The organism is Kitasatospora sp. NPDC058184 (assembly GCF_042883725.1).
Taxonomy (GTDB): Bacteria; Actinomycetota; Actinomycetes; order Streptomycetales; family Streptomycetaceae; genus Kitasatospora.
Genome location: NZ_JBHVVE010000016.1, coordinates 23,099 through 44,050, shown reverse-complemented (window position 1 = coordinate 44,050; position 20,952 = coordinate 23,099). Strand labels below are relative to the sequence as shown.

Below are 20,952 nucleotides of genomic sequence, written 5' to 3'. Positions count from 1 at the left end.
GAGTCAGCCCTTGCCGCCGCGACCGGCCCCGGCACCGGCGCCGCCACCGCCACCGGAACCGCCCGGGAAGACCCCGCCGCCGGCCCCGCCCCGGTTGCCGCCGAGGCCCGGGAAGGAGGCGTTCGGGAAGCCGTTCCCGCCGCTGGTGGTGGGGAGTTCGACCTTGTCGCCCTCCTTCAGCCCGGAGACCACCTGCACCGTGCTGTCGCCCTCGACCCCGACCCCGACGGTGACCCGCTCGGAGGCGCCGTCCGGCTGTACCAGGGTCGCGGTGCGCGAGGTACCGGTGCCGGACAGCGCGGAGGTGGGCAGCGAGAGCGCGTTGTCGGCCTCGCCGGTGATCACCTGGACGGTGGCGCTGAGGCCGGTGCGCAGCGTGCTGGTGTCGCCGGTGATCTGCAGCGTGGCCGCGTACTGGACGGCGGCGGAGCCGGCCGCGCCGCCGGAGCCGCTGCCGGTGGGCAGCGAACTGACCGACAGAACCGCCGCGTTGAGCTTGGTGTCGGACTGCGCGTTCAGGGTGACGGTGGCCGCCTCGCCCTTCTTCAGCTTGAGCGAGTCGAGCTCGGAGAAGTTCGCGGTGACCTGCATCCCGGTCGGGTTGGTGAGCACGATGAAGCCGCTCGGGGCGGCCGCCGAACCCGTGCCGGTCCCGGTGGACTTGCCGGAGGAGGACGAGGCGGAGGCGCCGGAGCCGGTGGCCCCGACGGTGTCGCCGACCTTGCCGGAGACCGAGGCGACCGTGCCGTCCACCGAGGCGGTCAGGGTGGTGCCGGTCAGCGCCGCCTGGGCGTTGGCCAGGTTGGTCTGCGCGGTGGCGACCTGCTGCTGGGCCTGGGCCACGGCCGCGTCGTCGACCTTGGTGGTGGTGACGGTGGTGGTCTGCGGGGCGGGCGTACTGCTCCCGCCCGCCCCGCGTCCACCGCTGCCGGCCCCGCCGCCGGGGGAGGCGGCGGAGGTGGCGCCCGGCAGCTGCTCGGTGGTCGTGGTGGTGACCCCGGCCTGGGCCTTGGTGAGGTTGGCCTGGGCCGTGGTGAGCGCGGCCTGGGCCGCGTCCACCTGCTGCTGGGCCGCCGTGGTGTCGACGGTGGCGAGCACCTGGCCCTTCTGCACGGCGTCCCCGACCGCGACCTTCACCGCGGTGAGCTTCCCGCCGGTGGTGAAGTCCTGGGCGGCGTCGGTCGGTGAGACCAGGGTGCCGGTTCCGGACACGGTGGCCAGGACGGTGCCCTTGGACACCGTGGCGGTACGGGCCGCGGGCTTCGCGGAAGCCGGGCCCGAGCTGCCGCTGACCGTGGCGTACACCAGGGCGGCGCCGCCCAGCAGGGCCACGCCGAGCGCGGAGTTGACGAGGACGGCGCCTCGCCGCCGTGGGAGCACCTTCATGGCGGACAGCTTCCCGGCGGGCTCTTGCGTCGTGCTGGGCGGCGGCTGGGAGAAGCCTGACCGGCCGGATCCGGGCATTGCGGACATAACACCCGTCCCGCGCGGGCGCCTTGGCCGTCCCGTGGGCGGCCGTTGGGCGAACTCCCAGCGGGCTCCCAGCGATCTCCAGCCATCCGGGAGGGCGTTCTGAGGACGTTCTCACGGAGGCGCGAGGAGCTGCCGGGAGCTCCGGGGAGGCGCGCGGCGCCACGGGGGCACCCGCGCGGGAACGCCGCAGGGGCGCGCCGGAGGACCGACGCGCCCCTGCGGGCCCCAAGGGAAGAGTCAGAGCGACTTGCGGAAGGCCTCCGCCACCGCCAGGAAGATCGAGTTGCCCTCGGCCTCGCCGATCGACACCCGCACGCCCTCCGGGAACGGCCGCACGATCACACCGGCCTCGGCGCACGCGGCGGCGAACTCCTGCGAGCGGTCGCCGAGCCAGAGCCAGACGAAGTTGGCCTGCGAGTCCGGGATCTCCCAGCCCTGGGCGCGCAGCCCGGCCACCACCCGGGTGCGCTCCTCGACCAGCGCCTCCACCCGCTCCAGCAGCGCCTCCTCGGCGCGCAGCGAGGCGACGGCCGCGTCCTGGGCGAGCCGGCTCACGCCGAACGGGGTGGCGACCTTGCGCAGCGCGGCCGCCACCGGCTCGTGCGCGATCGCGAAGCCGACCCGCAGGCCCGCCAGGCCGTACGCCTTGGAGAAGGTGCGCAGCACGCAGACGTTCGGGCGGTCCCGGTAGAGGTCGATGCCGTTGGGCACCTCGGGGTCGCGGATGAACTCGATGTAGGCCTCGTCGACCACGACCAGGACGTCGGCCGGGACGGCGTCCAGGAAGCGCTCCAGCTCGGCGCGGTGGATCACGTTGCCGGTGGGGTTGTTGGGGTTGCAGACGAAGACCAGCCGGGTGTTCGGGGTGATCGCGGCGAGCATCGCGTCCAGGTCGTGGTCGCCGTTCGCCTTGAGCGGCACCGGGACGGGGGTGGCCCCGGCGACGGTGGCGACGATCGGGTACGCCTCGAAGGAGCGCCAGGCGAAGATCACCTCGTCGCCCGGGCCGGCCGTGACGAGCACCAGCGACTGGGCGATGCCGACCGAGCCGGTGCCGGTGGCGATGTGCTCGGCGGGCACCCCGAAGCGCTCGGCCAGCACCGAGGTCAGCTCGGTGACGCCCATGTCGGGGTAGCGGTTGAACGAGCCGGCCGCCTTGACCGCCGTCTCCAGCACGCCGGGCAGCGGCTCGTAGGGGTTCTCGTTCGAGGACAGCTTGTAGGCGTCGGCGCCGGCCGGCTTGCCGGGCTTGTACGTGGGGATGCCGTCGAGGGTCGGCCGCAGCCGCGGGCCCTGCGCTGACGTACCACTGCTCACGGTCGTACTCCGTTTCCAGTTGCGGAACTCTCCGGTGCGCTCGCCCGCCACGGACGGGGTCGCCGCCGTGCCCGGGACCTCGTGACGCGTCCGGACCACCCCGGTCGGGTGCCTTGCACGATACCGACCGCCCTCACCCGTAGGAGTGAGATGCCCGGTCGGGTTACAGGCGCAGATCAGCCATTCTGCCCGGTTCCTTTGGCACATGTCAGAGGTAAGAGGCCTGGTTTCAGGCGGGTATCGAAGGGGCGCACCCCGGCTCACTCGTGGAGAAACGTATCTTTGCGGGCTCCCGATGCGCCGGTCACAGACCCTTGTCAGGAGCCATACGATCGGTCCGCCATGACAGCAGCAGCCAACCAGAGCGGTCGGCGTCCCACCACCTCACGGCGTCTGGAGCGGGCCGGCATCCGGGATGTGGCAGCAGCCGCCGGAGTGTCGATCACCACTGTCTCCGATGCGCTGAACGGGAAGGGCCGCCTGCCCGACGAGACCCGCAGCCGGGTGCGCGAGGTCGCCGAGCGCCTCGGCTACCGCCCCTCCGCGGCCGCCCGCACCCTGCGCACCGGACGGTCCGGCCTGATCGGCCTGACCGTCACGACCTACGGTGAAGAGCCGTTCACCTTCACCGAGTTCGCGTACTTCGCCGAGATGGCCCGGGCCGCCACCAGCGCCGCCCTCGGCCGCGGCTACGCGCTGGTGGTGCTGCCCGCCTCCTCCCGCCACGACGTCTGGGGCAACATCGCCCTCGACGGCACCGTGGTCATCGACCCGCCCGACCAGGACCCCCTGGTGAGCGAGCTGTACCGGTCCGGCGTCCCGGTGGTCAGCGACGGCAAGCCCGGCAACTGCCCGGTCACCGCCTGGGTCGACAACGACCACGAGGCCGCCGTGCTCGGCATCCTCGACCACCTCTCCGAGGCCGGCGCCCGCCGCATCGGCCTGCTCACCGGCACCAGCACCGACACCTACACCCGGCTCTCCACCGAGGCCTACCTCGGCTGGTGCGCCAAGGTCGGCCAGGAACCGGTGTACGAGACCTACCCGGCGCACGACCCGGCCGCCGGCGCCGTCGCCGCCGACCGGCTGCTCGCCCGGCCCGACCGGCCGGACGCCGTCTACGGGCTGTTCGACCCCAACGGCACCGACCTGCTGGCCGCCGCCCGCCGGTACGGCCTGCGGGTGCCGGACGACCTGCTGCTGGTCTGCTGCAGCGAGAGCGACGTCTACGCGACCACCGAACCGCCGATCACCACGCTCTCGCTCAAGCCGCGCAAGATCGGCACCACCGTGGTCAACCTGCTCATCGACGCGATCGAGGGCGTGGACTCCGGGACGGGCGTCGACATCGCCCGGCTCTTCCCGCCGCGGTTCCGCACCGCCGGCACCGGGCCGCCGCCGGGCACCCTGATGCCGACCGAACTGATCGTCCGCGCGTCCTCCCAGCGCCGGAGTCCGCGCACCACCGTCAGCCCGCCCCGGTCGCCGGGCGAGGTTTAGACCACCGCGCCGCGGCGGCCCCGGGACCGGGCCGCCGCGCCCGGGCAGAGCTGACGAGACCGTACCGAGCCGGGACAAAACGGACCTTGTGGGGCCGCCCGGCTGACGCTCCGGAGGATTGGATACCCACCAGGTGACGACGCCGGGAGAGTGGTCTTCCTATGATGGGCGAATGACACCCGAGGACCGCTTCCCCGGGCCTGAGCACCCCCACTCAGGCCCCCGCCACCAGCCGGACCTCGACGTGCTGCCGTACGGCACCTATTACGAACCCGATCCCTCCACCGGCTACCCCGCGGCCCCGTACGACGGGGAGACCCACGACGGGGAGACCTACAGCGGCTACGGCGGAGCCCGCTACCTGGAGCAGCACTGGCCCGCCGACGGTCAGGGCCACACCGTGCACGCCCAGGGGATCGGCATGGACCACAGCCCGGCCTTCGCGCAGCAGGGACAGGGCGGCTACGAGAACGGACCGGGGTACGAGGGGGGCCAGGAGCAGGGCGGGTACGACGGTCAGGAGCAGAACGGGTACGAGGGCGGCCAGGAGCGGAGCGGCTACGACGGCCAGGACCAGGGCGGCTACGAGCCCACCCTGCCCGACCAGCCCTCCCCGGCGCTCCAGCTCGCCGGCCGCGACGACCCGCCGACCATCGAGCTCGGCCCGCCGCTGCCCGACCCCGCCGCGCCGACCTACCCGTACCCGGCCCCCGGCCCCGGCGAGCCCCCCGGCCCGGTCTACGTCGTCGGCGACGTCCACGGCTACCTGGAGGAGCTGCGCGCCGAGCTGCGCCACCAAGGCCTGATCGACGCCGACGGCCACTGGTCCGCCGGCCGCGCCCGGATCTGGTTCCTCGGCGACTTCACCGACCGCGGCCCCGACGGCATCGGCGTCATCGACCTGGTCATGCAGCTGGCCGCCGAGGCCGCCGCGGCCGGCGGCTACTGCCGCGCCCTGATGGGCAACCACGAGCTGCTCTTCCTCGGCGCCGCCAAGTACGGCGACGAGCCCGTCCAGTCCACCGCCGGCACCGCCTCCTTCCTCGCCGCCTGGCGGCTCAACGGCGGCCAGCAGAACGACCTGGACCGCCTGGAGGCGCACCACATCAGCTGGCTCTCCCGGCTCCCCGCCATGGCGGTGGAGGACGGCCACCTGCTGCTGCACTCCGACACCACCGCGTACCTGGAGTACGGCGAGTCCATCCCCGACGTCAACGACGCGGTGCACAGCCTGCTCGCCGACGGCAGCGTGGACGAGTGGTGGGACTGCTTCCGCCGCTTCACCAAGCGGTTCGCCTTCCGCGGCGAAGCCGGGCCGCTGGCCGTCCACGAGCTGCTGGACACCTACGGCGGCAGCCGGATCGTGCACGGGCACAGCCCGATCCCGTACCTCACCGGCGCGGTGCACAACGACGACGGCCAGCCGCCGCACATCCCCGGGCCGTACGTGTACGCGGACGACCTCGCGGTGGCGATGGACGGCGGCGTCACCATGGAGGGGCGGCTGCTGGTCGCCCGGCTGCCCATCGGCTGACCGCCCGGCCGCCTGTCACCCGACCGCCCGGCCGTACGCCAACTGACGCCAGGCATAGAACAGTTGTTCCCGGCGCCCGAACCGTCGCACGCGCGCGTCCGGGGGCGCGAAATTCCGGAAACCGACTGTCAGCCCGGGCGTGCCCGCCCCTACCATGAGGCACACCACACCCGGCCGCCCGTCCGGCGGCCCGCCTCCGCGCCCGTTTCGGCGTCCTGAGGGCCGTACGCCCCCGGGGCCGAGCGAACGGGGTCCGCACGAACGGGGTCCCCATGACCAACCCCCCGCCCCTGCTCGCCGAGGACCGCCCGGAGTACGAGCGCCTCCTCACGGAAGCCCTGCGCGACCGCACCGTCCTCACCGCCCTGCGCGCACCCGGCGCGCTCGCCACCGCCGAACTGCGCCTCCGCGCCCTGCGCGACGCCGACCGCGTCAACGCCGCGGCCGCCACCGAGTACGCCCACTACACCCGGCTGCGCGAGGCCCTGCACAGCACACCCCCGCCACCGCCCGGCGGCGAACCCGCCAACCCCGGGCTGCTCACCCAGCTGCGCACCGGCGGCGGCGGAGGCGGACCGTTCCCCGTCCTCACCGTGCTCACCCCGATCCTGGCCTGGGCCGCCGCCCTGTTCCTGCTGCTGATCGGCTACCTGCTGCGCGCCGCCGAGCCGGGCCTCGCCCTCGCCGGCTCCCTGGTCACGGCCGGCTGGGTGGCGCTCGCCGCCGGGGTCGCCGCGATGGCCATCGGCATCATCGGGCTGCTGCTCACCGCCCTGCGCGACGGCGCCGCCACCGCCCCGGCCGGCACCGACCCGGAGCTCGCCGCCGAACTCGGCGACGCCCACGGCGAATGGCGCACCGCGCTGCGCGAGCGCGGACTCCTCCCGTACCTGCTCGACGCGCTGCCGCCGGTGCCGGCCCCGGCAGCCCGACCCGGCGTCAGCCGCCCCGACGGCACCGGCCCCGACTTCAGCAGCCCGGACTTCACCGGCCCCGGCTACAGCTCACCCTCGTTCACCAGCCCCGGCGCCGAAGGACTGACCGACCGCGAAGGCCGCGTCCCCCGCCCGGCCGGCTTCACCCCACCCGACTTCACCGGACCCGGGTACAGCCCGCCCGACTTCACCGGACCCGGCGCCGAAGGACTGACCGACCGCGAAGGCCGCGTCCCCCGCCCGGCCGGCTTCACCCCACCCGACTTCACCGGACCCGGGTACACCCCACCCGACTTCACCGGGCCCGACGAGGTCCGCTGAACCCTCCGCTCCCCGGCCGGCGCCCCCGGACCGGGGGACATCCCCACCCCCGGTCCGGGGGCGGCCACCATCGTCCCGGGCCCCGCTGCCCGCCAGGCTGGAACCCACGAGTGGAGAACGACCCGGGGGAGACCAGCGATGCGCACCGGACCCGTCCGACCTGCCCGCACCGGACCGGCCCTGCTACTGGTCACCGCCCTGCTGGCGGCCCTGCTGGGGCTGCTCCCCGGCGTCGGAGCCGAAGCAGCCGCAGCCGAGGCGGCGGGCGACGCGCCCGCAGCCGGCGATCCGGCCCCCAACCCGGTCGACTTCACCGGCGCCGGCGGCACCGTCCTGCACGGCCTGGTGCTGGCCGCGCCCGGCGCGAAGGCCAGCACCCCCGGCCCCGGACTGGTCATGCTCCCCGGGGCCGGCCCGGGCCCGCTCGCCGAGCTGCGCGCCGCCGCCGAGTCGTACGCGCGGCACGGCGTCACCGTCCTCGTCTTCGACAAGCGCACCGACGGCTACTCGACGACCCACCGGGACTACGGGCAGCTGGCCGACGACGCCCTGGCCGCCGTCCGGCTGCTGCGCACCCGGCCGGAGGTCGCCCCGGACCGGGTCGGCCTGTGGGGCCTGTCCGAGGGCGCCTGGGTGGCCTCGCTCGCCGCCACCCGCACCACCGAGGCGGCGTACCTGGTCACCGTCGGGGCGGTCGGCCTCACCCCGGCCCGCCAGCAGGCCTGGGCGTACCGGGGCTACCTGCGCCACGCCGGCGTCTCCGGCTCGCTGGTCACCGCGCTCTCGGACACCTCCGTCCGCCTGCTCTCGGCGGCCGGGCTCTTCCCGGAGGCCGACTACGACCCGGTGCCGGTGTGGGAGCGGGTCCGGCAGCCCGTCCTGGCCGAGTGGGGCACGCTCGACCGCGAGGCCGCCCCCGAGGAGAGCGCGACGATCATCCGCCGGGCCCTCGACCGCGGCGGCAACACCCACTACACGCTGCGGACCGTCCCCGACGTCCGGCACAACCTGCACCTGACCCGGGACGACGGCTACGACCGGCCCGACCAGCTCCCCGCCGACTACGCCGGAACCGAGTCCGCCTGGATCCAGCGGCTCGCCACCGACCTCCCCGCCGCCTCCGCCGACCCGGCCCCGCACCAGGACACCCGCAGCCTCGCGCTCGACCCGCTCCCCTGGTACGAGTCCACCTGGTTCGAGGTCGTCGCCACCCTGCTCTGCCTGACCGGCTTCGCGGGCTACGCGCTGAGCGGCGCCGTCCGCCGCCTGCGCCGCCGGCCGCGCCCGGCCGCCCTGCCCCGGGCCGCCCGCTGGGCCGCCCTCGCCGGAACGGCCGCCCTCCTGGGCGCCCTCGGCTACCTGCTCTTCCTGATGCTCACCGCCGCGATGTTCCCCGGCCCGGTCCTGTTCGGCCGCCCGGTGGTCTGGCTGGCCGTCCAGCTGCTCGCGCTGTTCGCCCTCGGGGCGGCCGCCGTCGCCGCGGCCGGTGCCCGGCGGGAGCGGGCCGCCCTGGCCGCCGCCTCCCTGGCCGACCGGGCCCGACTGGGCGCCCTGCTGCTGGCCGGGCTGGTGTTCCTGCCCTGGGCCCTGTCCTGGGGACTGCTGCTGCCCTGACCCCCCGCCAGCGGGGCAACGGCCCGCTCCCTCGCCCGGGGGAGCGGGTTCGGCCCGGATGAGGACGCCCCGGCCGGCCCGCTCCGGGAGGGTCGGAGCCGGTGGCGGACGGACCGCGTCCGCCCGGGTCGGGAGGCGGAACCATGGGCGCACGGACGATCGCGGCACGACTGCACGGCGCCCCCGCACCGGGCGTGCCCCGCTGGGCGGTCCGCACCGGGTACGCGATCACCCTGGCCGTCCTGCCCTCCTGCCTCTGGCGGATCGGCGGCTTCATCGTCGGCCTGCCGCTGCTCGACCACGGCCCGACACCACCGGAGCGGGACCCCGCCCCGTTCGACGGAGGCTGGGCGTACATCCTCGCGCTCAGCGTGGTCAGCGAGGCGCTGGCCCTCCTCTGCTTCGGCCTGGTCGCCCGCTGGGGCGAGGTGTGGCCGCGCTGGATCCCCCTCCTCGGCGGCCGCCCGGTCCCGGTGCTCGCCGCCGTCGTGCCGGCCGGGCTGGGCTCCGCGGTGCTGATGGTCTTCCCGTACGCGATGGTGATGTTCTCGCTCGGCCTGACCGTCCGGGGCGACCGGGGCGGGGTCGTCACCCACGGCTGGCAGACCGTCGTGTTCTGGATCGGCTACCTGCCGCTGGCCGCCTGGGGTCCGCTCCTCGCCGTGCTCACCGTGCACTACTACCGTCGGCGCAGGGCGAGTTGAACCGCTTCCGGGCGGGCGCGGTCAGTCCGTCGCCGGCGCGCGGAGCGGCGCGCCCCCGGGCCGCGCCGCGACGACGTCCGTCGCCGCCCGGACGAAGGCGCGGACCCGGGCGGTGGTGTTGCTCTCCAGCCAGACCGGGCCGCGCTCGATCGGGGGCGCGTCGTGGATCGGCACGTACGCGACGTCCGGGCGCGGGTAGTAGCGGCGGGAGTGCTCGCCGACCGGGAGGACGCCGCGGCCCATCGCGACCAGGCTGAGCAGCTCGGAGAAGGTGCCGCCGGACGGGCCCTTGGGCACCGGACGGCCGGACGGGGTGCGGTCGGGGGTGCGGTCGCGCTTGAAGCCCGCCGAGGTGACGGCCGGGTACTGCACCACCGGGTGGTCGGCGAGCACCTCGACCGACACCGACCGCTCCGCGGCCAACGGGTGCCCGGCCGCCACCGCGAGGACCCGCCGCTCGGTCAGCAGCACCGGCCCGCGGGCCATGCCGTCGAACGGGTAGGAGGCGATCAGGACGTCGACCGAGCCGTCCTCCAGGCTCGACCGGGAGTTGGAGAGCTGCACCTCGCGCACGTCCACCCGGCAGTCCGGGTACCGCTCGCCGAACAGCGCGGCCGCCTTGAGCAGCACGGGCGCCGTCCACTCCCCGAGGAACGCCACCCGGAGCTCCCCGGTGACGCCCCGGGCGGCGTCCTCCGCCCGGCGCAGCGCCGCCTCCGTCGCCGCCGCCACCGGCACCAGGTCCTCGGCCAACTGCCGCCCCACCGCGGTGAGTCGGACCGACCGGCTGGTGCGGTCGAACAGCTGCGCACCGATCCGGCGCTCCAGTTTCCGCACCACCTGGCTGACCCGCCCCGTGGTCAGGTGCAGCCGCTCGGCGGTCCGCCCGAAGTGCAGCTCCTCGGCGAGCGCGAGGACGACCTCGATCTCCAGCCGCTCCAGCATCCCGGCCCCGCCCGCCCCTCGATCGTTGAATGCGGCTCAACGATCGTACGACGATCACGCGTTGATCAGGCCTCCGGCCAGGAGGATCGTGGAACCCGTCCCCAGCAGTCGCACCCGAGCGGAGCCGATCACCCATGCACGTCGTAGCCTTCGACCACCTGGTCCTCAACGTCGCCGACGTCGAGCGTTCGCTGGCCTTCTACTCCGGCCTGCTCGGCCTGGCCCCCGTCCGGGTCGACGAGTGGCGCGCCGGCCGGGCGCCGTTCCCGTCCGTCCGGGTCGGCGCCGAGACCATCATCGACCTGGTCCACGGCCCCCGGCACGAGTCCAACGTCGACCACTTCTGCCTCACCGTCGAGCCCCTCGACTGGCAGGAGGTCATCGACGCCGGCACCTTCACCGTCCTCGAAGGCCCCGTCCCCCGCTACGGCGCCCGCGGCACCGCGACCTCCGTCTACGTCCAGGACCCGGACGGCAACACCGTCGAACTCCGCTGGTACCCCCAGGACGCCGACCGCTGAGCGGCGCCGACCGCCGAGCGGCGCCGCCCCCGGCCCGTGCACGGGCCGGGACGGCACGCGGCCGGCCGCCGGGTCAGCTCCGGTCGGCGAGGTGCTCGACCAGCCGGTCGAAGCTGGAGTTCAGCCCCGCCTCGGCCTCCGGGCCGCGGTACATCTCCGGCACCCCGGTCTGGTGCAGCACCACCCGGGTGCGGCCCTCGTCGAGCCCGGTGAAGGTGAGGGTGGAGCGCATGCCCGAGCCCTCCTCCACCATCGCGAAGAACTCGCCCGCCCGGATCTCGGTGATCTCCGCCTTCAACGGGTACCGGTCGCCGGTCTCGTCGACCACCATGGTGCTGTCGTAGCGCCCGCCCTCCTTCGCCTCGATGGTCACGGTGTCCAGCGGCACGTGGGTGCCGACCGGACCCCAGAAGCGGACGAACTGCTCCGGCTCGAAGTACGCCTCGAACGCGGCGGCGGGGGTGCCCGGCAGCTCGCGGGTGATGGTCAGCTCGCCCAGGTTCTCGGTCATCTCGGAATCTCCTCCGTGGTCACGTCTTGCGCTTGCACAGGGGTAGACCGCGACCGCCCCGAGAACTCATCGCTCCCCGCGAAAGTTTTTCGAGGACCTCCTCCCACGACCGCCGAGCACGCCGCCCCGGCCTCGCCACCGGCCGCCGAGCGCACCCCCTCGACACGCGAGGCATGAGCACCGGGCTCGCGTCATCCGGGTCCCGGACGAACCCTGTGATGTGCCGCGACAGCCTGGTGACAACCGGAGTTCGAATTATAGATCTTAAACGAACCAATAAACCAAGGACCTGCGCGAACCGCCCTGCCGATTGGACGCCTGCATCCGGCCATGCTCTCCTGATGGAAGAACGAGCGACGGTGCCCGCTATCCCACCGCGGCGCCCCGAGCACGAGGCGGACGGCATGAATGGTGTATCCAGACCCTGGCCGCACAAGAGGGAACCAGCAAATGCCAGGAAGAAGATTTCAGTCGCTATAGGAATCTCCCTGACGGCCATCACGAGCCCCATGGCTCCCGCGAGCCATGCCGAATCCGGAGCCCTTCTTTTCACTGCCTACAACGCGGGCGTGCAGCAAATGCTGGACGCCAACGACAGGGGAGACAATGCGATCACCCAGAAGGCCAACGGCTCCGAATTTCAGAAATGGGCCATCGCGGACCCGAGGGTCAACGGGTTCAAGATAAGGAGCACAGCGAAGGACGGCAAATGCCTGGAGGCACCCTCCGACCTCAGCCAGCCGCTCAGGGTCGCCGACTGCGCCGACGTACCCACCCAGCGCTGGAGCTTCGTCATCGAGGGAGACAAGACGCTGATCTTCCGCGCCGACTTCACCGGCGAGGTCGCCGGGGCGACCGAGGACAATACACCCGCCCCTTCCAAGGATGTCGACCTTCAGATCAAGACCGGCAGCAACAAGCAGTACTGGTACATCAGCGCCCCGTCCGAACCGACGGCCGCGCCCGGCTTCAACTGCAGGCCATGATTCCAATCATTGGGATCAAGCTGGCCAATCATCGATCCCAATAACCCGGATACCTGAGGCCAATCCACCCAGGCAAACGACCCCGGGCCGTCAAGAACTCCGCACGCCGATCCGCACTGTCGGACGATGATCAAGGCTTCGCCCGAACAGCCTCTTGTGACACCGCTTCCCCCGTGCAAATATGTTCCGTATGCGGCGCATTTTCCTGCGCGAATAAACTTCGTATAGGAACTTCAATCCATTGCACCGCGTCGAGACGAGAGGAAAGAAGTGAAGATCAGCAAGAAGATTGCAGTCGTCACCGGCATCTCCACCATGATGCTCATGGGCCTGATGGTGCCCGCAGGCCACGCCGACGGCAGGGTCATCTCCGCCTTCAACGCGGGTGTGGAGCAGATGCTGGACTCCCGTGGCGGATCCGTCGCGATCACCTACGAGGCCGACGGCAGCACCCCCCAGAAGTGGGCCCTTCGGGATGAGAACAGCAGCGGGTACCTGCTGGAGAGCAAGGATCAACCAGGCAACTGCCTGAAGGCACCCACGGCTCTCAATGAACCCATCGCGATCGTCAAGTGCAACAACTTCGTTCCCCTTCAACGGTGGAAGACCGTCATCGAAGGAGACCGGGCGCTGATCGCCCGCGCCGGCGACACCGGTGAGGTCATCGGAGCCAACGGCGCCAGCACCGAGGAGAACCGCCAGCCCGTCACCCTCCAGGCCAAGACCAGCAGCGACGACCAGCGCTGGTACATCACCTCCAGCTGAGTCAGCAACCCTGTCTGACCAGGGCCCGTGGCACCTGCGAAGGCACAGGCGGCCGTACCGGGCGGGTAATGCTCCCGGTACGGCCGCCCTCACGGGTTTCCGCGTCAACCGGCCACCGGGAGGTAGACCCGATTGCCCTGGGCCGCGAACTCGGCGGACTTCTCGGCCATGCCGGCCAAGGCCTCGACATCGAACTCGCTGGAGACGGCGGTGGATCCGCCGCCACGCTCGTCGCGGACCTTCGGGGAGGTCTTCATCGAGGACGGCTTCAGCCGTGAATCGGGCCAGGCATGAGGACGGCCATCGGTTCAGCCGAGCAGGAGGTCCGCCGCCGGGGTGTGGTTTCCGGTCGCGGAGGCGCCGGCCATCGCCGAGGCGGCCGTCGTCGGGTCGGTCCCCGGCGGCACCACCAGCAGCAGGAAGTGGTCCTGGAGGCCCGGGTGACGCTGATCGTCGCGTCGCTGCCGGGGAACCAGTTGATCCTGATCATCAGGCCGTCCACCATCACGGACCGGGGCACACCGTCCCAGGCCGAGGTGTCGAGGCCGACCCGGAGGATGCGCCCGAAGTGGGCGCCGAGCGCGGTGATCAGGTCCGGCAGTTCGGCGCCGACCTGGTTCGAGCGGGGCCACCAGGCCCCGTCGAAGACCCCCTCCCGCGACTGCGTCGGCTCCAGCTCCAAGCGCGGCAGCAGCGGGGCACCGTCCACGGCCCGATGGGGAATGGGTTGAGGGGGATCGGCATCATCCGAGGCCGCCCGTCCGGTCCACGAGGGACCCGTCATGCCCCAGGGCGACGTCGACGCTGATGCCGGTGCGCGGAATGTCCTTGGCTGCCTCCCACGCTACTCCGCCGCGGCCTCCCCCGGACCGCCCCCGGCCCGCCGACTAGGGGCAGATCAGCTCGACGGTCGGGAAGTACGTGCGGTAGCGCGTGGCATCACGGGTCAACAACCGGTAGCCGCGCACCGCCGCATGCGCACCGATGTAGAAGTCCGGCAACGGTGCGGTCTTCTGCCCGCCGCGCTTGCGGTAGAGCAGAAATGCCTTGCCGGCCAGGAACCCCGCCTCGTAAGGGAGCGGTTCCCGCGCGAAGTCCTCGACGGGAAGGACGGCGTCAAGGTCCTCGATCGCGGCGTACGCCACCGAGACCTCCGCGTAGACGATCGGGTTGATCACCACGTCGCCCTCGTCCTGGGCCTTGGCCAACGCGGCCTCCGACCAGTCGGCCCAGGCCTCGTCATCCGTCATCAGATCCAGCAGCACGCAGGAGTCGACCAGCGTCACCGGCCGCGCCCGGCCCGAACCGACCAGCCTCAACCGGCTACTCGCCACGCAGCAGCTCCATGATCTCGTCGGTGGACATGCCGCCCGAAGCGCTCCCCCTCATCCGGCGGGCCGCCCGCTGCCCTCTGGTGCCGTGGCCCTCCCGGCGCACTATCCGCAGAACGCCGCCCTCCTCGATGACGTCCACCTCGTCGCCGGGGCGCAGGCCGCACTTCTCGCGGAGTTCCGCGGGGATCGTGACCTGCCCTTTGCTGTTCAGCCGCATGTCCCACCTCCGGCGTAGCACGTATTACCTCTACCACGTAATACTAGTCCGGCGACGGACCCTCCGGGAGGTCCGCGACGAGCGGACCTCCAGGCCCGAAGGCGGCATGCTCACCGCCCCGCCGGCTCATGACGCGCCCGGGCCCGGGGCGAGCAGCCGACGCAGCACCGTGGGTGTGTGCCCCACGTGCTCGCGGACGACGCGGGTCAGGTGCGCCTCGTCGGCGAAGCCGAGCCGGGCCGCCAAGGCGGCGAGGCCGGGTTCGCCCTCGGCGATCCGGTCCATGGCCCGGGTGACGCGTACGCGGTTGCGGTAGCGGGTCAGCGAGACGCCCGTCTCCCTGGAGAACACCCGGCTCAGCCGGTAGGGCGACACCTCCAGCAGCGCGGCCAGCGCGCAGAGCCCACCGGCCTCCGGGGCCTCCTCGATGATCGCCTCGCGCGCCGCCGCGGCCAGCGCCCGGTCGGCCGGCCGGCCTGCCCGCCGGGCGCGGGCGGTCGACTCACCGGCCGCGGCCGCGACGAGCCGGAGCAGTTCCTCCGCCAGCGCGTAGTCGATGTCGCCGGTGCCCGCGGCGGCGACCAGACGGCGGTGGGCGAGGTCGACGCGCGCGTCGACGTACACCGTCGTCGCGGCGGGCGGGCGCCCGAGCAGGGAGGGCTCGAACCTGACCGACGTACAGACGTCGCCGCCGGCCGGGTGCGCGAAGCGCTCCTGCTCGCCGGGCGCGCCCAGGTAGGCCGTGGTCGCGTCCAGATCGGTGTCGGTGCCGTCGGCCGACCGCCGGAACCTGCCGCGTCGCACCAGCACCAGGCGGTGGTCGTCGCGGCTCTCCGGCTGCGACCACCGGGTGTGGTCGGAGCGGCACCCCACCACGGTCACGGTGAACTCCGGCCGGGCGGCGAGGGTCGATGCGGACAGCATGCCGCGGACGGTACCCGCCGGGTACGACAGGACGGCCCGCAAGGATCTTCAAGACCTCCGGTGCCGTCACCCCGGATGCTGGGGCCCACGTGACGACAGGAAGGGAGCCATCCATGGCCGTCCACGCGGAGCTCACCGCGATCACCATCGACTGCGCCGACCCCCGGGCCCTCACCGGGTTCTACCGCCAGGTCACCGGCTGGGACCTCGGCCAGGCCGACGACGACTTCGTCCAACTCGGCGCGGGGCCGGTCCGGTTGGCCTTCCAGCGGGTCGCCGGCTACCGGGGGCCCGGCTGGCCCGACGCCGCGAAGCACGCCCACCTCGACTTCGCCGTCGCCGATCCCGAGGCCGCGGTGCAGGAGCTGCTCGCGGCGGGGGCGACCAGGCCGGAGTTCCAGCCCGGCGAAGGCGATTGGACCGTTCTCGCCGACCCCGAGGGCCACCTGTTCTGCATCGCTTCGGCCTGACGAGGAGTCGACCACCCATGGCCTCGATCCACAAGGAACTCGTCATCGATGCCCGCCCCGAGGCGGTGTGGTCGGTGCTCAGCGACTACGGCGCGGTGCACGAGCGGCTGGCGCCCGGGTTCGTCACCGACACCCGGCTGAGCTCGGACACGCGCACCGTCACCTTCGCCGACGGCACGATCGTGCTCGAACGGCTCGTCGACCTCGACCACGAGGCGATGCGGGTCGCCTACACGGTCGTCGGCGGCAGCCTCCACCCGTCCCACCACCACGCGTCCATGCAGGCCCTTCCGGAGGCCGGCGGCCGGACGAGGTTCGTGTGGCACACCGACGTCCTGCCCGAGGCCCTGGCCGCACCGATCGCCGAGTCCGTCGAGCACGGTTCGGCGGTGATCCGCCGCACGCTGGAGGCCGCCGCACCGGTCGCCGGCCCCGACGCCGGGAGGTAGCGGAGGACCGCGAAAGCGCCGCCCCGAGGTACTTCGGGGCGGCGCTCCGGCGTCCCGGGTCAGTCCACCAGCGGGAGGTAGACCTTGTTGCCCTGGGCCGCGAACTCGGCGGACTTCTCGGCCATGCCGGCCAGCGCCTCGGCGTCGAACTCACTGGAGACGGCGGTGGATCCGTCGCCGTGCTCGTCGCGGATCTTCTGGGAGATCTTCATCGAGCAGAACTTCGGGCCGCACATCGAGCAGAAGTGCGCGGTCTTGGCGGGCTCGGCGGGGAGGGTCTCGTCGTGGAAGTCGCGGGCGGTCTCCGGGTCGAGGGCCAGGTTGAACTGGTCCTCCCAGCGGAACTCGAAGCGGGCGTCGGAGAGGGCGTCGTCCCAGGCCTGGGCGCCGGGGTGGCCCTTGGCCAGGTCGGCGGCGTGGGCGGCGATCTTGTAGGTGATCACGCCGGTCTTGACGTCGTCCCGGTTGGGCAGGCCCAGGTGCTCCTTGGGGGTCACGTAGCAGAGCATCGCGGTGCCCCACCAGGCGATCATCGCGGCGCCGATGCCCGAGGTGATGTGGTCGTAGCCGGGGGCGACGTCCGTGGTCAGCGGGCCGAGGGTGTAGAACGGCGCCTCGTCGCAGATCTCCTTCTGGAGATCCATGTTCTCCCGGATCTTGTTCATCGGGACGTGGCCCGGACCCTCGATCATCACCTGGACGTCCCGCTCGCGGGCGATCCGGCCGAGCTCGCCGAGGGTCTTCAGCTCGGCGAACTGCGCCTCGTCGTTGGCGTCCGCGATCGAGCCCGGACGCAGGCCGTCACCGAGCGAGAAGGTGACGTCGTAGGAGGCGAGGATGGAGCAGAGCTCCTCGAAGTTGGTGTAGAGGAAGTTCTCCTGGTGGTGGGCCAGGCACCAGGCCGCCATGATCGAGCCGCCGCGCGAGACGATGCCGGTCTTGCGGCGCGCGGTGAGCGGGACGTAGCGCAGCAGCACGCCGGCGTGGACGGTCATGTAGTCGACGCCCTGCTCGCACTGCTCGACGATGGTGTCCCGGTACACCTCCCAACTCAGCTCCTCGGCGCGGCCGTCCACCTTCTCCAGGGCCTGGTACAGCGGCACGGTGCCGATCGGCACGGGGGAGTTGCGCAGGATCCACTCGCGGGTGGTGTGGATGTTGCGGCCGGTGGAGAGGTCCATGACGGTGTCGGCGCCCCAGCGGGTGGCCCAGGTCATCTTCTCCACCTCCTCCTCGATCGAGGAGGTGACGGCCGAGTTGCCGATGTTGGCGTTGATCTTCACCAGGAAGTTGGTGCCGATGACGGCCGGCTCCACCTCGGGGTGGTTCACGTTGACCGGGATGACGGCCCGGCCGCGGGCCACCTCGGCCCGCACGAACTCGGGCGCCAGGCCCTCGCGCAGCGCCACGAACTCCATCTCCGGCGTCACCACGCCCCGCTTGGCGTAGGCGAGTTGGGTGACGGCGGCACCACCGCGGCCGCGCAGCGGACGGCGCGGGCGGCCGGGGAAGACGGCGTCCAGGTTGCGCAGGTTCCCGCCGCGCGGCGAGGTGTGCTTGATCCCGTCGTCCTCGGGGCGCGACTCGCGGCCGTCGTACTCCTCGACGTCGCCGCGCTGGCGGATCCAGGGGTCCCGCAGCGCGGGCAGGCCGCGCCGCACGTCGGGCTCGTACGACGGGTCGGTGTACGGGCCGGAGGTGTCGTACAGCGGGACGGTCCCGCCGTTGGTGAGCCGCACCTCGCGGTACGGGACGCGCAGGTCGGGGCGCGATCCCTCGCGGTAGGCCTTGTGCCAGGCCGGGGTCGGGTAGCCGGTGCGCTCGCTGCTGGGGGCGCTCCGGACAGACTGCGGCTGTGCTTCGAACGTGGTCATCTGACCTCTACTCCCTACGCCGGCATTACCCGGTCAGGTTCCTGCGGTCGACGCAGCCGTCGGTCCGTCCGTCGACGTCCCGGTCAGCGTCCTCTCAGCCCGGTGCTCCGAGCTCCCGCGTCGCAGGCGGTGTTGCCTGCACACGACGCCCAACACCGTAGCGAGCGGATCGCCGCAGGTCCAGAGCGCCTCACGCCAGAGGCCCGGCTCCCCGTCTCGCGGGGGGCCGGGCCTCAGGGCGGCGGTCGGGGCGGCCGGTCAGCTCTTGGCCGCCTTCTTCACCAGGACCACCACGGCGGCCGCGATGCCGACCACCACCAGCAGCTTGATCACGATCGAGAGCAGTGCGCCGACGACGCCGAACACGAAGGCGACGATGTTCCAGGCCAGCACCAGGACCAGCACCGGGATGACGATGTTGCGCACCCAGGAGGGCAGCGACTTCCAGAGCTCAGCCATGTCGGTTCCTCTTCTCCCCTCGGGTCGGCCGCCGTCCGGTGCCGCATCCCGCTTGCTTTCGGTACTTCGATCGTACGGTGGCGCGAGTGCCGGAACGAGGCCCAACGGCCCGGAGAGAACCCCGAGATCCCCCCGATCCCGACCCCCCGGGTGACCCCCGAGAACTCCTCCGGCGGGGGCACGGCCCCGGGCCTTTACGACCTGTCCGAGCGACGCCGAAAGCAAGCCCGTCCGGACGACGGGCGGCAGGCGGCGGGCGCCGCCCGGACGGCTCAGACCGGCCAGCGCTCGCCGCGCCAGGCGGCGTCCCAGAACATCCACTCGTAGCGCGAGGTGGTCACGAAGTGCCCGACCACCTTCCGGCGTTCGGCCGCGGACAGCTCCTCGCCCAGCCGGTCGGTCAGCGCCAGCACCCGGCGGACCACCGACTGGAAGGCCTCGTCGCCGTAGGTGGAGATCCACTTGGCGTACAGCGGGTCGGGCGAGCCCTGGGCGAGCAGCGCCTCGCCGACCCGGGCGTAGATCCAGTAGCAGGGCAGCACCGCGCCGAGCGCCTCGGCGAAGGAGCCGCCGTAGACGGTGGCCAGCAGGTAGCTGGTGTAGGCCCGGGTGGTGGGCAGCACCGGCTCGGCGGCGGCCTCCTCGGCGCTGCCGCCGAAGGCGGTCAGGAACTCGGCGTGCATGCCCTGCTCGGCGGCCAGCGCGCCGACCGCGTCGTCGGCGAAGGCCCGGACGTCCTCCTCGCCGGGCGCCTTGGCGGCGCAGACGGCGAGCGCGCGGGCGTAGTCGCGCAGGTAGTGCGAGTCCTGGACGACGAAGTGGCGGAAGGCCTCGCGCGGCAGGGTGCCGTCGGTGAGCCCGGCCAGGAATGGGTGGGCGAGGATCTCGGCGTACACCGGCTCGATGGCCGCCCAGAGTTCTTCGGTCAGCGTCTTGGTGCTCATGACGCGACCCTAACCGCCGGGGCGGCCGGTCCTCCGCCCAGTGTGCCGCTGTCCTCCCCCGTCCCCGGGCCCGTCCGTCCACCTCCCGGACCAGGGGCATTCAGCACGACCCCGCCGTGTGGTGGTTCCGCCGGGAGGGTGGTTCCTGTCAGGCTTGGGCGGCATGAAGGGTTTCCTCATCAAGACACTGATCAACGCGGCGGCCATCTGGGTCGCCGCCTGGATCGTCAGCGGCATCCAACTCGCCCAGGGCAAGGCCGACTGGCAGCACAAGGCGCTGACGGTGCTCGGCGTCGCCGTCGTGTTCGGCGTGGTGAACTGGCTGATCAAGCCGGTGGTCAAGCTGTTCTCGTTCCCGCTGTTCATCCTCACGCTGGGACTGATCACCTTCGTGATCAACGCCCTGATGCTCCTGCTCACCTCCTGGGCCTCCGGGAAGCTGAGCCTGGACTTCCACGTGACCAACTTCGGCTCGGCGCTGGTCGGTTCACTGATCATCAGCCTGGTCGCGTGGGGCCTGCACCTGGCCCTGGACGACGACTGACCGGTGCCGTGCGGACGGCCGAAAGGGGCCCGCACCCGGGTGTTGCCACCGGGTACGGGCCCCTTCGCCGTTCCTGTGCGACCGCGGCCGGGGCGATCACCCCGCGTTCTCACGCCCCTTGAGCAGGTCCGCGAGCTGGGCGTCGATGTCCCGCCCGGAGAACTCCTGCCCCATCGGCACCAGCCGGTCGGTCCGCGCCAGGAAGGCGATCAGCGGCGCGGACGAGGCGCACAGCAGGGCGTCCCCGTCGGGGGAGTGCAGCACGATGCGGACCTCCGAGAGCTCGTCGCCGACCGGGCGGATGTGCACGTCGCCCTCGCCCGCCGGTCCGCTGATCCCGTCGAGCAGCAGCTCCCGCGCGAAGTACCAGGTGACCGGGGCGTCGCCGGGCAGGTGGAAGGTGAGCCGGACGGCGTACGGGTCGTCGGCCTCGTACGCCAGGTCCACCGGGAGGCGGAAGGAGAGCTCGTGCGAGACCACGAGGTTCATCACCAGGTGACCCTGGACTGTGCTGTGCTGCATGACGCCAGTACCTCTCGTTCTGCCCGCGCCGTCGGTTCGCTTGGTCCGATGGCGGCGGACATGTTTTCGACGGTTTTTGTGACGGTTTA

Annotated in this window: 23 protein-coding genes, 1 pseudogene and 1 riboswitch; of the genes and pseudogenes, 11 read left to right on the top strand and 13 right to left on the bottom strand. The window is 72.6% G+C overall.

Annotated features, from left to right (window positions below):
* Window positions 1–3: 3 nt before the first annotated feature.
* Together ACFVXH_RS27365 and hisC are read right to left on the bottom strand one after the other, a co-directional pair.
* Entirely contained in the window at window positions 4–1,386 is a 1,383-nt protein-coding gene (locus ACFVXH_RS27365; RefSeq protein WP_387828105.1) for an efflux RND transporter periplasmic adaptor subunit, read from the bottom strand.
* Between the two features lie 324 nt (window positions 1,387–1,710).
* Window positions 1,711–2,790 (bottom strand): histidinol-phosphate transaminase, encoded by a 1,080-nt coding sequence (gene hisC, locus ACFVXH_RS27360; protein WP_049651240.1) that lies wholly within the window; start codon window positions 2,788–2,790, stop codon window positions 1,711–1,713.
* Window positions 2,791–3,132: 342 nt separating this feature from the next.
* Here hisC and ACFVXH_RS27355 point away from each other — a divergent pair, with 342 nt between their 5' ends.
* The 5 genes from ACFVXH_RS27355 to ACFVXH_RS27335 all read left to right on the top strand — a co-directional run bounded on the left by ACFVXH_RS27355 (window position 3,133) and on the right by ACFVXH_RS27335 (window position 9,398).
* Window positions 3,133–4,290: a LacI family DNA-binding transcriptional regulator gene (locus ACFVXH_RS27355; protein ID WP_074001983.1), complete on the top strand. Its 1,158-nt coding sequence runs from the start codon at window positions 3,133–3,135 to the stop codon at window positions 4,288–4,290.
* 421 nt (window positions 4,291–4,711) lie between these two features.
* The gene (locus ACFVXH_RS27350; protein ID WP_079272051.1) at window positions 4,712–5,824 is read left to right on the top strand and encodes a metallophosphoesterase; all 1,113 of its coding nucleotides are present in this window, start codon (window positions 4,712–4,714) and stop codon (window positions 5,822–5,824) included.
* A gap of 272 nt (window positions 5,825–6,096) precedes the next feature.
* Window positions 6,097–7,080 (top strand): hypothetical protein, encoded by a 984-nt coding sequence (locus ACFVXH_RS27345; protein ID WP_387828101.1) that lies wholly within the window; start codon window positions 6,097–6,099, stop codon window positions 7,078–7,080.
* Window positions 7,081–7,218: 138 nt separating this feature from the next.
* Window positions 7,219–8,694: an alpha/beta hydrolase family protein gene (locus ACFVXH_RS27340; protein WP_387828099.1), complete on the top strand. Its 1,476-nt coding sequence runs from the start codon at window positions 7,219–7,221 to the stop codon at window positions 8,692–8,694.
* A gap of 143 nt (window positions 8,695–8,837) precedes the next feature.
* On the top strand, window positions 8,838–9,398 hold the full coding sequence (locus tag ACFVXH_RS27335; protein WP_387828096.1) for a hypothetical protein: 561 nt from the start codon (window positions 8,838–8,840) through the stop codon (window positions 9,396–9,398).
* Between the two features lie 21 nt (window positions 9,399–9,419).
* On the opposite strand, the gene ACFVXH_RS27330 is transcribed toward ACFVXH_RS27335, so the two are convergent.
* Window positions 9,420–10,343, bottom strand: a complete 924-nt coding sequence (locus ACFVXH_RS27330; RefSeq protein WP_387828093.1) for a LysR family transcriptional regulator — start codon at window positions 10,341–10,343, stop codon at window positions 9,420–9,422.
* A 134-nt stretch (window positions 10,344–10,477) separates the two neighbouring features.
* Between ACFVXH_RS27330 and ACFVXH_RS27325 the strand changes: the two genes are divergently transcribed.
* Window positions 10,478–10,864: a VOC family protein gene (locus ACFVXH_RS27325; protein ID WP_387828090.1), complete on the top strand. Its 387-nt coding sequence runs from the start codon at window positions 10,478–10,480 to the stop codon at window positions 10,862–10,864.
* 73 nt (window positions 10,865–10,937) lie between these two features.
* Here the strand turns inward: ACFVXH_RS27325 and ACFVXH_RS27320 are convergent, their stop codons facing one another.
* The gene (locus ACFVXH_RS27320; protein ID WP_387828087.1) at window positions 10,938–11,375 is read right to left on the bottom strand and encodes an SRPBCC domain-containing protein; all 438 of its coding nucleotides are present in this window, start codon (window positions 11,373–11,375) and stop codon (window positions 10,938–10,940) included.
* 509 nt (window positions 11,376–11,884) lie between these two features.
* Between ACFVXH_RS27320 and ACFVXH_RS27315 the strand changes: the two genes are divergently transcribed.
* Together ACFVXH_RS27315 and ACFVXH_RS27310 are read left to right on the top strand one after the other, a co-directional pair.
* On the top strand, window positions 11,885–12,361 hold the full coding sequence (locus ACFVXH_RS27315; RefSeq protein ID WP_387828084.1) for an RICIN domain-containing protein: 477 nt from the start codon (window positions 11,885–11,887) through the stop codon (window positions 12,359–12,361).
* A gap of 270 nt (window positions 12,362–12,631) precedes the next feature.
* Window positions 12,632–13,126 (top strand): RICIN domain-containing protein, encoded by a 495-nt coding sequence (locus tag ACFVXH_RS27310; RefSeq protein ID WP_387828081.1) that lies wholly within the window; start codon window positions 12,632–12,634, stop codon window positions 13,124–13,126.
* Between the two features lie 104 nt (window positions 13,127–13,230).
* Here ACFVXH_RS27310 and ACFVXH_RS27305 read toward each other — a convergent pair whose 3' ends face one another.
* From ACFVXH_RS27305 to ACFVXH_RS27285, 5 genes and pseudogenes are all read right to left on the bottom strand, one after another.
* Window positions 13,231–13,383, bottom strand: a complete 153-nt coding sequence (locus ACFVXH_RS27305; protein WP_387828078.1) for a thiamine biosynthesis protein ThiC — start codon at window positions 13,381–13,383, stop codon at window positions 13,231–13,233.
* Window positions 13,384–13,616: 233 nt separating this feature from the next.
* A pseudogene (locus ACFVXH_RS27300) lies at window positions 13,617–13,910 on the bottom strand (DUF5994 family protein); the annotation flags it as partial.
* 103 nt (window positions 13,911–14,013) lie between these two features.
* Window positions 14,014–14,460, bottom strand: coding sequence for a type II toxin-antitoxin system VapC family toxin (locus tag ACFVXH_RS27295; RefSeq protein ID WP_387828075.1), 447 nt, complete (start codon window positions 14,458–14,460; stop codon window positions 14,014–14,016).
* Complete coding sequence (locus ACFVXH_RS27290; RefSeq protein ID WP_074001977.1) at window positions 14,450–14,677, bottom strand: AbrB/MazE/SpoVT family DNA-binding domain-containing protein; 228 nt, start codon at window positions 14,675–14,677, stop codon at window positions 14,450–14,452. Before ACFVXH_RS27290 ends, ACFVXH_RS27295 begins: the two co-directional genes overlap by 11 nt.
* A 126-nt stretch (window positions 14,678–14,803) precedes the next feature.
* Complete coding sequence (locus tag ACFVXH_RS27285; protein ID WP_387828072.1) at window positions 14,804–15,601, bottom strand: helix-turn-helix domain-containing protein; 798 nt, start codon at window positions 15,599–15,601, stop codon at window positions 14,804–14,806.
* Between the two features lie 113 nt (window positions 15,602–15,714).
* Between ACFVXH_RS27285 and ACFVXH_RS27280 the strand changes: the two genes are divergently transcribed.
* The gene (locus tag ACFVXH_RS27280; RefSeq protein ID WP_387828069.1) at window positions 15,715–16,071 is read left to right on the top strand and encodes a VOC family protein; all 357 of its coding nucleotides are present in this window, start codon (window positions 15,715–15,717) and stop codon (window positions 16,069–16,071) included.
* A gap of 17 nt (window positions 16,072–16,088) precedes the next feature.
* Window positions 16,089–16,520, top strand: a complete 432-nt coding sequence (locus tag ACFVXH_RS27275; RefSeq protein ID WP_117488797.1) for an SRPBCC family protein — start codon at window positions 16,089–16,091, stop codon at window positions 16,518–16,520.
* Window positions 16,521–16,579: 59 nt separating this feature from the next.
* Here ACFVXH_RS27275 and thiC read toward each other — a convergent pair whose 3' ends face one another.
* The 3 genes from thiC to tenA all read right to left on the bottom strand — a co-directional run bounded on the left by thiC (window position 16,580) and on the right by tenA (window position 19,797).
* Window positions 16,580–18,394, bottom strand: a complete 1,815-nt coding sequence (thiC, locus tag ACFVXH_RS27270; RefSeq protein ID WP_375876532.1) for a phosphomethylpyrimidine synthase ThiC — start codon at window positions 18,392–18,394, stop codon at window positions 16,580–16,582.
* Window positions 18,389–18,523, bottom strand: a riboswitch (TPP riboswitch). Its footprint overlaps the gene before it by 6 nt.
* A 129-nt stretch (window positions 18,524–18,652) precedes the next feature.
* Window positions 18,653–18,853 carry a DUF5326 family protein gene (locus ACFVXH_RS27265; RefSeq protein ID WP_049653234.1) on the bottom strand — a complete coding sequence of 67 codons (201 nt, stop codon included), beginning with the start codon at window positions 18,851–18,853 and terminating at the stop codon, window positions 18,653–18,655.
* Window positions 18,854–19,125: 272 nt separating this feature from the next.
* Complete coding sequence (gene tenA / locus ACFVXH_RS27260) at window positions 19,126–19,797, bottom strand: thiaminase II (RefSeq protein ID WP_049653239.1); 672 nt, start codon at window positions 19,795–19,797, stop codon at window positions 19,126–19,128.
* Window positions 19,798–19,960: 163 nt separating this feature from the next.
* Here tenA and ACFVXH_RS27255 point away from each other — a divergent pair, with 163 nt between their 5' ends.
* Window positions 19,961–20,341 (top strand): phage holin family protein, encoded by a 381-nt coding sequence (locus tag ACFVXH_RS27255; RefSeq protein ID WP_049653241.1) that lies wholly within the window; start codon window positions 19,961–19,963, stop codon window positions 20,339–20,341.
* Between the two features lie 96 nt (window positions 20,342–20,437).
* Here ACFVXH_RS27255 and ACFVXH_RS27250 read toward each other — a convergent pair whose 3' ends face one another.
* Complete coding sequence (locus ACFVXH_RS27250) at window positions 20,438–20,863, bottom strand: SsgA family sporulation/cell division regulator (protein WP_049653243.1); 426 nt, start codon at window positions 20,861–20,863, stop codon at window positions 20,438–20,440.
* Between the last annotated feature and the right edge of the window lie 89 nt (window positions 20,864–20,952).